This is a genomic window from Kitasatospora sp. NPDC032150 (genome assembly GCF_055579945.1).
In genome coordinates this window covers 83,731-97,007 of sequence record NZ_JBVIMH010000008.1, presented here as the reverse complement: position 1 = coordinate 97,007, position 13,277 = coordinate 83,731, and the positions used below count along the sequence as shown (strand labels likewise).

Below are 13,277 nucleotides of genomic sequence, written 5' to 3'. Positions count from 1 at the left end.
CGACCGTAGGGACGGTTGGTGAACGGAAGGTGAACTGGGTCGGGAATCGTGGTTCCAATAATGGCGTGAGGGTTGCGTGAAAGCAGACGCAGCGTGACGGACGGGCCGTTGACGTGGGCATTTGTCGATGATCAGACGATTTGGAGGTGTCTCGGTGAGACGGGGCTCACACTGAATCTGAAAATTCATCAGCACCGCGCGCACGGCCCCTGTCTGTCGTCGTCGGGGCATGGCAGGATCAGCCGGTAACTCGTGGGTAACAGAGGTCCGGCACCGCCGGGCAGGGGAGGGCCGGCCGATGGGTGCTGCGCAACGGGTCGAGGCAACCGGCAGCGGGACGACCGGCAGCGGGACGACCGGCGCCAAGCCGTGGGTGCGCGCCGCGCTGCGCTGCGGGGCGGCTTTGGTGGCGGCCGCGCTCGCACTGCCGATGGCCGGGACGGCCTACGCGGCCCCGGACCCCGGGCCCACGGCCACCGTCGCGCCCGGCGCCGATCCGCTGGCGAACGCCAAGGCCACCCTGCTGCCGCTGCTGCAGCGGCTGCACCAGCTGTACACCGAGGCCGAGGCCGCCACCGAGACCTACAACACCGGCGTCGACCGGCTCCGGAAGCAGCAGGCCGCGGTCGCGGACCTGGGTGTCCGGCTGACCAGGCAGCAGGCCGCCGTGGACGCCGGCACCGACCTCGCCGCCCAGCTGGCGGGCGCGCAGTACCGCAACGGCAACGTCTCCCAGTTCGCCGATCTGCTGCTGGCCAAGGACCCGTACGAGGCGGTCGTGATCGCCGAACTGCTCCAGGCGGCCGGACGTTCGCAGGCGGTGTTCCTGGACAAGCTGAAGGCTGACCGGGCTGAGCTGACCGTGCTTCAGCAGCAGGCCCAGGCCGCCCAGGCGCAGGCGCAGGCGCTCGCCGCCCAGCAGGAGAAGGCCAAGAACGAGGCGGCCAAGCGGCTGCAGGACGTCGAGGCCATGGTCGGCTCGCTCACCGGCGCGCAGCGCGACGAGCTGGCGCAGCTGGAGAAGGAACAGGCCGACGAGGCGCAACTGGCCCTCCTCGCCTCCGGTGTGCTCGGCAAGGGCGAGCGCACCCCGTCGGCCTCCGGGCGCGAGGCGGTGGCGTTCGCGCTGGCGCAGCTCGGCAAGGACTACAAGTGGGGCGGGGAGGGGCCGGAGGTCTTCGACTGCTCCGGGCTGACCTCGCAGGCGTGGCTGCACGCGGGCCGTCCGATCCCGCGGACCAGCCAGGAGCAGTGGGCGGAGCTGCAGCACGTGCCGCTGAACCAGCTGCGCCCCGGTGACCTGGTGATCTATCACGCCGATGCGACCCATGTCGCGATGTACATCGGCGGCGGTCTGGTGGTGCAGGCTCCGCACACCGGTTCGGTGGTGAAGATCTCGCCGGTCGCGATGATGCCGATCCTCGGTGCGGTCCGGCCCGACCCGGGGGCGGCGGCGGATGATCAGGGCGGGGCCTGGAAGGTGCCGGACGTCGCGGCGTCGGCGGACCAGGTCACGCCGATCAAGCCCGCGAAGCCGTCCACGCTGCCGAAGCCGGCCCCGAGCGACACCCCGAAGCCCGGCGGTACGCCGTCCGGCAGTCCGTCGGCCACGCCGTCGGCCGGTACTTCGGGTACGCCGTCGGCCACGGCGTCGGGGTCCGCCTCGCCCTCGGCATCCGGGTCCGCCTCGCCCTCCCCGTCCCCCTCGAACCGGAGCTGAGACGGCGGCCGGGACCTCGCCGCCGGCGAGGTCCCGGCCGGTCCCGGCCTTCAGACGGGCAGCGCCGCCCCGTCGGGGGCGGTGTCGGCCTCGAAGCGGATCACCACGGCCTTGGAGGTGGGCGTGTTGCTGATGTCCGCCGTCGAGTCCAGCGGGACCAGCACGTTGGTCTCCGGGTAGTACGCCGCCGCTCCGCCCCGGGCCACCGGGTAGTGCACCACCTTGAAGTGCGGGGCCCGGCGCTCCACGCCGTCCTGCCACTCGCTCACCAGGTCGACGTAGCCGCCCTCGGTCAGCCCCAGCTCGGCGGCGTCGGCGGGGTTCACCAGGACCACCCGGCGGCCGCCGGTGATGCCCCGGTAGCGGTCGTCCAGACCGTAGACGGTGGTGTTGTACTGGTCGTGCGAGCGCAGGGTCTGCAGCAGCAGCCGGCCCGCCGGGACCTCGGGGGCGGTCATCGGGTTGACGGTGAAGTTGGCCTTGCCGGTGGAGGTCGGGAAGGTGCGGCTGTCCCGCGGGCCGTGCGGGAGGGCGAAGCCGCCGGGGCGGCGCACCCTGGTGTTGAAGTCCTCGAAGCCCGGCACGACCCGGGCGATCCGCTCCCGGACGGTGTCGTAGTCGGCGGCGAACTCCTCCCAGGGGACCGGGTTCTGCGGTCCGAGGGCGGCGCGGGCCAGCCGGCAGACGATCGCCACCTCGGAGAGCAGCTCGGGGCTCGGCGGGCGCAGTCCGCCGCGCGAGGAGTGCACCATGCCCATCGAGTCCTCGACGCTGACGAACTGGTCGCCCCCGGCGGTGCGGTCCTTGTCGGTGCGGCCGAGGGTGGGCAGGATCAGCGCGCGGGCGCCGGTGACCACGTGCGAGCGGTTGAGCTTGGTGGAGACGTGCACGGTCAGCCGGCAGCGGCGCATCGCCGCCTCGGTCACCTCGGTGTCGGGCGTGGCGGCGACGAAGTTGCCGCCCATCGCGAAGAAGACCTTCACCCGGCCGTCGCGCATAGCCCTGATGGTGTCCACCGAGTCCAGGCCGTGGTGGCGCGGCGGCTCGAAGCCGAACTCCTTGCCGAGGGCGTCCAGGAAGGCCTGGGCGGGCCGTTCGAAGATGCCCATGGTGCGGTCGCCCTGCACGTTGCTGTGCCCGCGCACCGGGCAGACCCCGGCGCCCGGGCGGCCGACGTTGCCGCGCAGCAGCAGGAAGTTGACCACCTCGCGGATGGTCGGCACCGCGTGCTTGTGCTGGGTCAGGCCCATCGCCCAGCAGACGATGATCTTCTCCGAGGCCAGGACCAGCCGGGACAGCTCCTCGATCTGCTCGTACGGCAGACCGGTGGCCGCCTCCACCTCGGCGCGGTCGGTGCTCTTCGCCTCGGCCGCGAACTCCTCGAATCCCAGGGTGTGTTCGGCGACGAAGCCGTGGTCGACGGCGCCCTCGGTGGTGAGCAGGATCCGGTTGAGGGCGCGGAAGAGCGCCAGGTCGCCGCCGAGGCGGATCTGCAGGAAGAGGTCGGTCAGCTTGGTGCCCCCGCCGATCAGGCCGCGGGCGTTCTGCGGGTTCTTGAACCGCTCCAGGCCGGCCTCGGGGAGCGGGTTGACGCTGACGACCTTCGCGCCGGCGCGCTTGGCGCGCTCCAGGGCGGAGAGCATCCGGGGGTGGTTGGTGCCCGGGTTCTGGCCGGCCACGATGATCAGGTCGGCCTGGTAGAGGTCCTTGAGGTGGACGCTGCCCTTGCCCACGCCCAGGGTCTCGGTGAGGGCCGAACCGGACGACTCGTGGCACATGTTGGAGCAGTCGGGCAGGTTGTTGGTGCCCAGTTGCCGGGCGAACAGCTGGTACGCGAAGGCGGCCTCGTTGCTGGTCCGGCCGGAGGTGTAGAAGGCGGCGCCGTCCGGGGTGTCGAGCTGCCCGAGCTCCTCGGCGACGATGGCGAAGGCGCGGTCCCAGGACACCGGGACGTAGTGGGTGGCGCCCTCGTCCAGCAGCATCGGCTGGGTCAGGCGGCCCTGCTGGCCGAGCCAGTAGCCGGAGCGAGTGGCCAGGTCGGCGACCGGATGGGCGGCGAAGAAGTCGGCGGTGATCCGGCGTTCGGTGGCCTCCTCGGCCACGGCCTTGGCGCCGTTCTCACAGAACTCGGCGGTGTGGGTCTTGCCCGGCTCGGGCCAGGCGCAGCCCGGGCAGTCGAAGCCCTTCGGCTGGTTCACCTTGGTGAGGGTGGCGAGGGTGCGGGCCGGGCTCATCTGGGCACCGGCCATGCGGAGGGTGTGGGCGATGGCGGGCAGTCCGGCGGCGGCGCGGTGGGGTGGCGACACCCGGGGCGCGTCCTGCACCGGGTCGCTCTGCGGGGCCTGCTTGGCCATTAGTGCCCACCTCCTGACTCACCAGGGCCCACGCGTCCTTGCAGGGGCCGGCGGCAATCCTTTCACCTGCGGTACCCCGCCGGGGAGAGGGGAGGGGCCCGGAGACGAGCACGAGGCCCCGCCGAGGCGGGAGGCGGCCCGGGAGAACGACCGGCGGCAGCCGAACCGACCCGCCCGGGCCCGCCCGGGAGCGACCCGCCCGGGCCCGCCTGGGACCGACCCGCCCGGGGTGCGGCCGGTGTCCGACGGGCTGGTGGTTGCCGGGCGGCGGGCGGCAGCGCAGGCTGGAAGGTACCGATGGCCCGGGTGGCCGGGCCGGGAGGCGAGGCTTCCGATGAGCAGGCTGGAAGAGCAGATCAACATCGATGTCCCGGCGCAGGAGGTCTGGGCACAACTGCACCGCATCGACGAGTATCCGAAGTTCGTGGAGGGTGTGAAGAGCGCCGCCGCGCACGGCAGCAGCCGAGCCCATCTCGACGTCCGGATCGGTGACGGCGAGCAGGCATTCGAGACCAGGCTGGCCGACCGCGGCGGCCAGAAGGTCATGGACTGGACGGTGGACAAGCCGGAGCTGAAGTGCGCCTTCGCCGTGAACCCGCTGGACGAGGAGCACACCCAGCTCCAGGTCCGGCTGGAGTACGACGCGGAGGCCGTGCGGACGGCCTTCGGCGGCCCGAAGGGGTTCGCCCAGGTCCATGCGATCGAGGAGGCGGTCCGGACCGACCTGGAGAAGTTCAAGGACCTGCTGGAGAGCCGGAAGTAGCCCTGGACGGCAAACGGCACGGCGCTCTGCCGGACTCCTGGAGGAGCGAGGTCCGAACAATTCGATCACGCCCGCCTTGCGGCCCGGGTGTCGCCGCCAATCCGAACGTCGATCCGAACTTTGATCTGAACTTCGTTCGATTCGGCGACACTTGGGCGTCGGGGTGGGGCGCGATGAAGGCCGGGGACGTGCTGGACGGCCGGTACGAGCTGATCGGCGAACTCGGCCCGGGCGGCTTCGGGGCGATCTTCCGGGCGTACGACCGGCAGTTGGAGCGCGCGGTCGCGGTCAAGCTGCTCACGGGCCGGTGCCCGGACGACGTGGTCGAGCTCGAAGTGGAGGGCCTGGGCCGCCGGCACCAGGTGCTCGGCAGCGCGTAGTCCCGAACGAACGCCCGCATCCCGAGGGTCGGCAGCCGACCCGTCCGGCGCGCCCGCCCTCGGCACGGGGGTCGGGAACCGCAACCGACCGCCTCGGCTACCCCTCCGCCCGAGGGCCCGCCCCGGCCGGCCGCGCCGGCTGCGCCAACTGCGCCGGCCGCGCCAACTGCGCCAGCTGCGCCACCAGGGCCGCCGCGGAGCCGTCCGCCGGCTCCAGCGCCAGCAGGGCCGCCAGTGCCTGGGCGGTCTGCCCGTCGTGTCCCGCCGCCGCCACGGCCATCGCCACGAACTCGTCCACCAGCCAGGCGCAGAGCGACTCCTGCGGGATCTGCCGCCCCTCGTCGAGCCAGCTCAGCGCGGACGCCTCCACCACCGAGATCCACGCCCGCACCAGCAGCGTCAGCCGGGGGCCGGCCTCCCGGACGCCGAGGTAGCGCAGCGTCTGCCGGAGCGCCGCGCGCCGTACCTCGTCCACGGTCGCCGAGGTGCGCGCCGTCTCCACCACCGAACCGCCGCGCAGTAGTGCGGCATATCCGGTGTGGTGCTCGGCGACGAAGCCGAAGTACCGGTTCAGCACGGCGGCCAGCCGCTCGGTGGGGGTGCCCTCGGCGGGCACCGAGAGCCTGCTGGTCAGCTCCTCGGCCGCGGTGCGCAGCGCGGCCTCGTACAACTGCTGCTTGCCGCCCGCGAAGTAGCGGTAGACCAGCGGCCGGGACGCCCCGGCGGCCTCCGCCACGTCGTCCAGGCTGACCTCCTCCGGCGGCCGGTTGCCGAACAACTCCAGTGCCACCGCGATCAGTTGCTCGCGCCGCTGCTGCACCGGCAGCCTCCGGTAGCCGGAGCGCCGCGCCCTGGGCTCGCCCGCCGCGGACGTCGCGGTGCCGAAGGCCGGGGAGGCGGCCTCGGGCACGGGGTCGGGGGTGATCGCTGAGCTGGTTGCCATGCGCGCCAGCGTAGTGGCCCACCCGCCGTTCGGCTCCGGTGCGCGGTCGCCTCCTCCGCGCGGCCGCCGGTCTGACCATCCGACAGGCGATGCTGCCTCCAAGGCTTCAGCGGTCGGACATCCTCCACCCCAGCGGTCAATCATCCTCCGAAAGACCCTTGAAAACCGGCCCAGCTGCGAAAAGATGGCTGAATGGTTGAAGAACTGATCAACTCTCCCGCGGACGGCACCACCCCTCGCCGTATCGCCGACGCCTATGTGCACGCGCTCGCCGACCTCGACCCGGTGACCGCGGTGTACCTCGGGCTCAACCCCGAGGACGACCGGCTGCCCGACCTCTCCCCGGCCGGCCAGGAGGAACTGGCGGACCTCGCCCGCCGCACCCTCGCTCAGCTGGACGAGGCCGAGGGCGCCGCCGGCGAGCTGGACGAGGCCGAGCGGCGCTGCGCCCGGCTGCTGCGCGAGCGGCTCACCGCCGACCTCGCCGTCCACGACGCGGGCGAGAACTTCCGCGCGGTGCGCAACCTCGGCTCGCCGCTGCACAACGTGCGCGAGGCCTTCACCCTGATGGCCACCGACACCGACGAGCAGTGGGAGATCATCGGCCGCCGGCTGGCCCGGGTGCCGCTGGCCGTCCGGCAGTACCGCGAACTGCTCGCCGAGGGCATCGAGCGCGGTCTGCTGTCCGGCCCGCGCCAGGTCACCACGGTGATCGGGCAGATCGCCGAGTGGGCGGAGGGCGAGGTGCCCGGCGGCTGGTTCGGCGCCTTCGTCCAGGGCGCCCCCGAGGCGCAGCGCGAGGCCCTGGGCGCCACCGCCGTGGCGGCGACCGGGGCCATCACCGAGCTGGCCGACTGGCTGCGCGACGTCTACGGTCCGGCCGCCGCCGAGACCCCGGACACCGTCGGCCGTGAGCGCTACCGCCGTTGGGTGCGGTACTGGACGGGCGCCGAGCTCGACCTGGACGAGGCGTACACCTGGGCCTGGGGCCAGTTCCACGACCTGGACGCGCAGATGCGCGCGGAGGCGGAGAAGGTGCTGCCGGGCGCCACCCCGATGCAGGCCATGAAGTGGCTGGAGACCGACGGCCCGGCGATCAAGGGCGAGGAGGAGGCCCGCGCCTACCTCCAGGGCCTGATGGACCAGGCGATCAACGACCTGCAGGGCAAGCACTTCGACCTGGCCGACCCGCTGCTCAAGGTCGAGTCGAAGATCGCCCCGCCCGGGAGCGCCGCCGCGCCGTACTACACCGCGCCCTCGCTGGACTTCTCCCGCCCGGGCCGCACCTGGCTACCCACCCTGGGCAAGGACAGCTTCCCGGTCTGGGACCTGGTCTCCACCTGGTACCACGAGGGCGTCCCCGGCCACCACCTGCAACTCGCGCAGTGGACGTACGTCGCCGACCGGCTCTCCACCTACCAGGTCACCCTGGGCGGCGTCAGCGCCAACCTGGAGGGCTGGGCGCTGTACGCCGAGCGCCTGATGGACGAGCTCGGCTACCTCACCGACCCCGGCCACCGCCTCGGCTACCTGAACGCACAGATGATGCGCGCGCTGCGGGTGATCGTGGACATCGGCATGCACGCGGACCTGGACTTCCCGGCCGACTCGCCGTACAAGCCGGGCGAGCGGATGCTGCCGGACGACGCCCGGGAGTTCTTCGGCCGCTACTGCGGGCTCTCCACCGACTTCCTGGACAGCGAGCTGGTCCGCTACCTCGGCATGCCCGGGCAGGCGATCGGCTACAAGCTCGGCGAGCGCGCCTGGCTGCGGGGCCGCGCCGAGGCCAAGGCCAGGGCCGAGGCGCGCGGCGAGGAGTTCGACCTCAAGGCGTGGCACATGGCGGCGCTCTCCCAGGGCTCGCTCGGCCTGGACGACCTGGTCGCCGAGCTCAGCGCGCTCTGACCCGCGGGCGTGAGGACCCGCGCGACCGGCCCCGACACCTTCGCGGGGGCGCTCGCGCGGCTCCCCGCGCCCGGAGGAGGACCGCCGGGGCGCGGTGCGACCGGCCGCCCCGGCACCCGACTGATGTAACGTCAAAAATCTTTTCGAAAGGAGCCCGGTCGGGCCGCCGGGCCCCTGTGGCGGGCGGCGCCGGGCCCCGATTCTCACGGCTTTCCCAGCATAGGATCACGCGATTTCCAGTTGATCACCGCATAGTCGAAGGTACGCACTGAGATCCGAGCGTGTGGCGAACCGTATGCTGGGCAGGAGTGACCAACCTGATGAGCCGTCATCGAAGGACAGGCCGGCGCATGAACCGTCGCCCCTGGGCGCTGACCACCCTCCTCATCCTCGGTACGGCCGCTGCCATAGCGGGCGCCACCACCATCACCACCGAGACCACCGCCTTCGGCCACCACCTCACGGCCTCGAACCACGTCGCCGCCGGTCACACCACACCCTCCGCCTCCGCGGCCGGTGCGCCGAGCGTGCAGGTCGCACCCGACGAGTCCGCCGCCGCGGGGCCGTCGCCCAGCAAGGACCCTTCCGACCTGCCGTCCCTGCGCCCCGCCCCCGGGACGACCGGCGTCGCCCCGGTCAGCGACGAGTCCTCCCGGGTGGGCGCGCTCTACAGCGGCTCGGCGCCCAGCGGCAACCACTTCTGCACCGCCAGCGTGGTGCACAGCGGCAGCAAGAACCTGCTGCTCACCGCCGCGCACTGCGCGTCCAACACCGACAACCTCTACTTCGCCCCGGGCTACCGCAACGGCCAGAGCCCGTTCGGCACCTGGCGGGTCACCAAGCTCTACCAGACCACCGGCTGGACCCAGAACGGCAGCCAGGACGAGGACTTCGCCATCCTCCAGGTCGCCCAGAACAACGGCCGCTCCATCGAGGACGTGGTCGGGGCGAACAACCTCGCCCTCAACGTGGACTTCGGTGCCCGGGTCCGCCTCTACGGCTACCCCGCCAACACCGAGGAGCCCATCCTCTGCACCAACGACACCACCAAGCAGAGCGACCACCAGCGCCGGATCGACTGCCCGTCGTTCCCGGGCGGCACCAGCGGCGGCCCGTGGATCGACACCGACACCGACAAGGTGATCGGCGTCATCGGCGGCTACCAGCAGGGCGGCGACACCGACGACATCTCCTACAGCGCCACCTTCGAGAAGGTCATAGGGGACCTCTACAACCAGGCCGCCGCCGACAACGCCTGACGGCCCCGCCGGTCGGTCCCCGGTGTCACCAGACGCCGGGGACCAACCGCTTCGTCCGGGCCGCGTACGAGGCGTAGGCCTCGCCCAGCGCGGCGGTCAGCACCCGCTCCTCCACCCGGATCCGGTACCCGACGGCCGACCCGAGGCAGACCGTCACCAGCAGCCAGGACGCCACGTTGCCGAAGGAGGCCGTGAGCGCCGCCGAGGCCAGCAGGGCGCCGGTGTAGGCGGGGTGCCGCAGCCGGCGGTACGGCCCCCGGTCGACCACCCGGTGGCCCTCCTGGATGTGCACGGTGCCCCGGAAGTACCGGCCGAGCGTGTGGATCGACCACAGCCGCAGCCCCGTCCCGGCCCAGGTGAGCACCAGTAGCACCGTCGAGGTGGCCGGGCCCACCGGGTACGACAGCGCGGGCAGCGCCCGTCCGAGCGGTACGGCGAGCCCGAAACCCGCGACGGACAGCCCGGCGAACACCAGCAGGCTCCGCCACTCGTGCTGCCTGGTCCGCCCGCTCCGCAGCAGCTGCCGGATCTGCAGCACCCCCTCCGCGCCCAGCCAGACCCACATCGTGCCGTCGAAGGCCGTACGCACCCAGTCCGCCATGGCCGAACCCCTTCCAGGAGCTGCCCGCACCCGCGTGCGCGGGCTGCCTCGAAGGTCCCACCGGGCCCGGGTGGAGCGACTCCACTCCGGGGTGGACCTCCCGGTGGAGCCGCCGCGTTGCCGCCGCGCTCAGTCGCGGACCTTGTGCAGCCAGAGCCCGACCCCGACGCCGTTGCGGGTCAGCACGCAGACCCAGTGGTCGTAGCGGCCGCCACTGGAGTTCACCCGGCCGGGGCCGGCGTTGTTGCAGTTCTCGTACGTCCAGTACCAGGTCTGGTACTCCCAGCACGGGACGGTGTTGTTGTTGTCGTTGCAGCTCGGTGCGGGCTCGGTGTCGGCCGGCCCGGCGGCGGCCCGCACGGCAATCGGGACGGCCCGGTGGGCGGGGGCCGCGACGGCGTCGGTGAGTCCGGGGCCGGCCAGGGCGGCGGTGACGGCGAGTGCGGTGACGGTCCTGCGGACGGGAGAGCGCATGGGAGCTTCCTTCCTGGTTCCCGGCGGCGGATCTCGCCGATGCCCGGTGCTCCAGGTCTGGCCATGGCGCTGCGCACTCACACGGGTTGACCGTTTCCCGTCCGCACGGTCAACGGGAAACCCTCTGGAGCGGCTCCAACTCGCCTTCGGCGCCCGGGGTTCGGATGAGGGAAAGACGAAGGCCCAGGTCTGCGGAGTAACTCCGCCACCTGGGCCTTGCCGCACTTCTCGCGAAGTGCCCCCGGTAGGATTCGAACCTACGCACCCGCCTCCGGAGGGCGGTGCTCTATCCCCTGAGCTACGGGGGCTTGCTCGGTGTCGCGTCCTGCACGCTGCGACGTGGAGAACATTACCAGGCTCAAGGAGTGCTCTGTGCACGGGTTTCGGTTCGAGGTGGCGACGCGGGTGGCGAACGGCCCGTGAGCGGGTGGCGTGTGGGCGGCCGAGGGGTGGAGCAAGTCGGGAAAAGCGCGGACGGGCGGGTACGGGCGCGGCTACCCTCGGTGAGGTGGTGTCCGGGACGTCCGGGCGGGTCCTCGTGGTGGATGACAGCGAGGTGATCCGCCAGCTGATCAGAGTCAATCTGGAGCTCGAGGGCTTTCAGGTGGTGACCGCCGCCGACGGGGCCGAATGCCTGGAGGTGGTCCGCCGGGTGCGGCCGGACGTGGTGACGCTGGATGTGGTCATGCCCCGGCTGGACGGTCTGCGTACGGCGGCCAGGCTGCGGGCGTCCACCGCGACCAGCCGGCTGCCGATCGCGATCGTCAGCGCCTGCACCCCGGCCGATCTGGCCAGGGGGGAGTCGGTGGGGGTGGACGGCTACCTCGGCAAGCCGTTCGACCCGGCGGACTTGGTGGCGCTGGTGCGACGGCTGATGGCGCTGCGTGACACCGGCGGGTCGGGGGGTCGGCGCCGCTTCGCGTACGGCTTCGGCGAGGGTTCCGCCGGATTCCGCCCTCAGCGAACAGACCTCCCCTGAGTGAAGGACGGGCGCCCGATGGGCGCGGCACGGGTGTCCCAACCGGTAAACCGGGTGCGGGCGCGCCGCCCCTCTCGCCTAGGCTTGGCGTCGTGACCCCCGCAGAGCTTTCCCAGGCAGTCCAGGCCGCAGTGAGCGCCGCCGTCGAGGCCGGCGAGCTGACCGTCTCCGTGCCCGAGCACGTGACGGTCGAGCGGCCCAAGAACAGGGACCACGGCGACTACGCGACCAACGTGGCCCTCCAGCTCGCGAAGCCGGCCGGCAAGCCGCCGCGAGCCGTGGCCGAGCTGGTGGCCGCCCGACTGCGAGAGGTCACCGGCATCGCGAAGGTCGACATCGCCGGCCCGGGCTTCCTGAACATCACCCTGGACGCCGCCTCCGCCGGCGAGCTGGCCCGCACCATCGTCGCGGCGGGCGAGGCCTACGGCCGCAACGAGGCGCTCAAGGGTCTGAAGATCAACCTAGAGTTCGTCTCCGCCAACCCGACCGGCCCGATCCACATCGGCGGCGTCCGCTGGGCGGCCGTCGGCGACTCCCTCGCGCGCATCCTCCGGGCCACCGGCGCCGACGTCACCACCGAGTACTACCTCAACGACGCGGGCGTGCAGATCTCCAAGTTCGCCGCCTCGCTGCAGGCCGCCGCCAACGGCCGGCCCGTCCCGGCCGACGGCTACGTCGGCGAGTACATCGGTGACATCGCCAAGGCGATCACCGACGGCGCGCCCGGCCTGCTCGACCTGCCCGAGGACGAGCAGTTGAAGGTCTTCCGCGAGCAGGGTCTGGCGCTCATGGTCGCCGAGATCAAGCGTTCGATGGAGGAGTTCGGCACCCACTTCGACGTCTGGTTCTCGGAGAAGTCGCTGCACGACTCCGGCGCGGTCGGCAAGTCGATCGAGCGGCTGCGCGAGCAGGGCCACGTCTTCGACCAGGACGACGCGATCTGGCTGCGCACCACGGACTTCGGCGACGACAAGGACCGCGTCCTGATCAAGGCCGACGGCGACACCACCTACTTCGCCGCCGACGCCGCCTACTACCTGAGCAAGCGGGACCGGGGCAGCGAGGTCTCGGTCTACATGCTCGGCGCCGACCACCACGGTTACGTCAACCGCCTCAAGGCCATCGCGGCCTGCGCGGGCGACGACATGAACCGCAACATCGAGGTGAAGATCGGCCAGTTCGTGAAGATGCTTCGCGACGGCGAAGAGGTCCGGATGTCCAAGCGGGCCGGCAACATCATCACGATCGACGACGTGGTCGACTGGATCGGCGTGGACGCCGCCCGCTACACGCTGGCGCGCTCCTCCACCGACTCCACCATCACCCTCGACATCAACCTGCTGACCAGCCAGACCAGCGAGAACCCGGTCTTCTACATCCAGTACGCGCACACCCGGATGTGCGGTGTGCAGCGCAAGGCCGAGAGCATGGGCATCACCAAGGGCTCGGCCGAGGACTTCAAGCCGGAGCTGCTGAGCACCGAGTGGGAGTCCGAACTGCTGGGCGCCCTGGCCGACTTCCCGCGCGTCCTGGCCAAGGCCGGCGAGCTGCGCGAGCCGCACCACGTCGCGCGCTACCTGGAGGAGGACGTGGCCCGGAAGTACCACCGGTTCTACGACCACTGCCAGATCCTGCCCAAGGGCGACGAGGAGGTCACCGACCTCACGCGCGCCCGCCTCTGGCTGGCCGACGCCACGCGCACGGTGGTGGCCAACGGCCTGGCCCTGCTGGGCGTTTCCGCGCCCGAGCGGATGTAGCCGAGGTCCCCGCGCTGCCGGGGGGGGGGGGGGGGGGGGGGGGGGGGGAACCGCCCCCCGCTGGCAGACGAACCAAGCAGGCAGAGAGAGGAAAAGAAGAGTAGAAAACACCCCCCCCCCACCCCGGCGGTCCCCCCCGGGG

11 protein-coding genes and 1 tRNA gene are annotated in these 13,277 nt (G+C 72.1%); 7 read left to right on the top strand and 5 right to left on the bottom strand.

The window, feature by feature from the left end:
- Nucleotides 1–298 precede the first annotated feature (298 nt).
- A complete protein-coding gene (locus ACZ5ON_RS12275) occupies nucleotides 299–1,720 on the top strand; it encodes a C40 family peptidase (protein ID WP_465589663.1) in 1,422 nt (473 codons plus the stop codon).
- A 50-nt stretch (nucleotides 1,721–1,770) separates the two neighbouring features.
- Here ACZ5ON_RS12275 and ACZ5ON_RS12270 read toward each other — a convergent pair whose 3' ends face one another.
- A complete protein-coding gene (locus ACZ5ON_RS12270; protein WP_465589660.1) occupies nucleotides 1,771–4,074 on the bottom strand; it encodes an FdhF/YdeP family oxidoreductase in 2,304 nt (767 codons plus the stop codon).
- 334 nt (nucleotides 4,075–4,408) lie between these two features.
- On the opposite strand from ACZ5ON_RS12270, the gene ACZ5ON_RS12265 reads away from it, so the two are divergent.
- Both ACZ5ON_RS12265 and ACZ5ON_RS12260 read left to right on the top strand, forming a co-directional pair.
- On the top strand, nucleotides 4,409–4,837 hold the full coding sequence (locus ACZ5ON_RS12265) for an SRPBCC family protein (RefSeq protein WP_465589657.1): 429 nt from the start codon (nucleotides 4,409–4,411) through the stop codon (nucleotides 4,835–4,837).
- Between the two features lie 173 nt (nucleotides 4,838–5,010).
- Entirely contained in the window at nucleotides 5,011–5,217 is a 207-nt protein-coding gene (locus tag ACZ5ON_RS12260; protein ID WP_465589654.1) for a hypothetical protein, read from the top strand.
- Between the two features lie 97 nt (nucleotides 5,218–5,314).
- Here ACZ5ON_RS12260 and ACZ5ON_RS12255 read toward each other — a convergent pair whose 3' ends face one another.
- Entirely contained in the window at nucleotides 5,315–6,160 is an 846-nt protein-coding gene (locus ACZ5ON_RS12255; protein WP_465589651.1) for a TetR/AcrR family transcriptional regulator, read from the bottom strand.
- 192 nt (nucleotides 6,161–6,352) lie between these two features.
- Here ACZ5ON_RS12255 and ACZ5ON_RS12250 point away from each other — a divergent pair, with 192 nt between their 5' ends.
- Nucleotides 6,353–8,065, top strand: a complete 1,713-nt coding sequence (locus tag ACZ5ON_RS12250) for a DUF885 domain-containing protein (protein WP_465589648.1) — start codon at nucleotides 6,353–6,355, stop codon at nucleotides 8,063–8,065.
- A gap of 350 nt (nucleotides 8,066–8,415) precedes the next feature.
- Nucleotides 8,416–9,324, top strand: a complete 909-nt coding sequence (locus ACZ5ON_RS12245; protein ID WP_465589645.1) for a trypsin-like serine peptidase — start codon at nucleotides 8,416–8,418, stop codon at nucleotides 9,322–9,324.
- 25 nt (nucleotides 9,325–9,349) lie between these two features.
- Here ACZ5ON_RS12245 and ACZ5ON_RS12240 read toward each other — a convergent pair whose 3' ends face one another.
- The 3 genes from ACZ5ON_RS12240 to ACZ5ON_RS12230 form a co-directional block, all read right to left on the bottom strand.
- Nucleotides 9,350–9,925 carry a methyltransferase family protein gene (locus ACZ5ON_RS12240; protein WP_465589642.1) on the bottom strand — a complete coding sequence of 192 codons (576 nt, stop codon included), beginning with the start codon at nucleotides 9,923–9,925 and terminating at the stop codon, nucleotides 9,350–9,352.
- A 129-nt stretch (nucleotides 9,926–10,054) separates the two neighbouring features.
- A complete protein-coding gene (locus tag ACZ5ON_RS12235; protein WP_465589639.1) occupies nucleotides 10,055–10,399 on the bottom strand; it encodes a hypothetical protein in 345 nt (114 codons plus the stop codon).
- A gap of 236 nt (nucleotides 10,400–10,635) precedes the next feature.
- Nucleotides 10,636–10,707 (bottom strand) — tRNA-Arg (locus tag ACZ5ON_RS12230).
- A 203-nt stretch (nucleotides 10,708–10,910) separates the two neighbouring features.
- Between ACZ5ON_RS12230 and ACZ5ON_RS12225 the strand changes: the two genes are divergently transcribed.
- Together ACZ5ON_RS12225 and argS are read left to right on the top strand one after the other, a co-directional pair.
- Nucleotides 10,911–11,378, top strand: a complete 468-nt coding sequence (locus tag ACZ5ON_RS12225) for a response regulator (RefSeq protein WP_465590047.1) — start codon at nucleotides 10,911–10,913, stop codon at nucleotides 11,376–11,378.
- A 92-nt stretch (nucleotides 11,379–11,470) separates the two neighbouring features.
- Nucleotides 11,471–13,135: an arginine--tRNA ligase gene (argS, locus tag ACZ5ON_RS12220; protein WP_465589636.1), complete on the top strand. Its 1,665-nt coding sequence runs from the start codon at nucleotides 11,471–11,473 to the stop codon at nucleotides 13,133–13,135.
- Nucleotides 13,136–13,277: the final 142 nt, after the last annotated feature.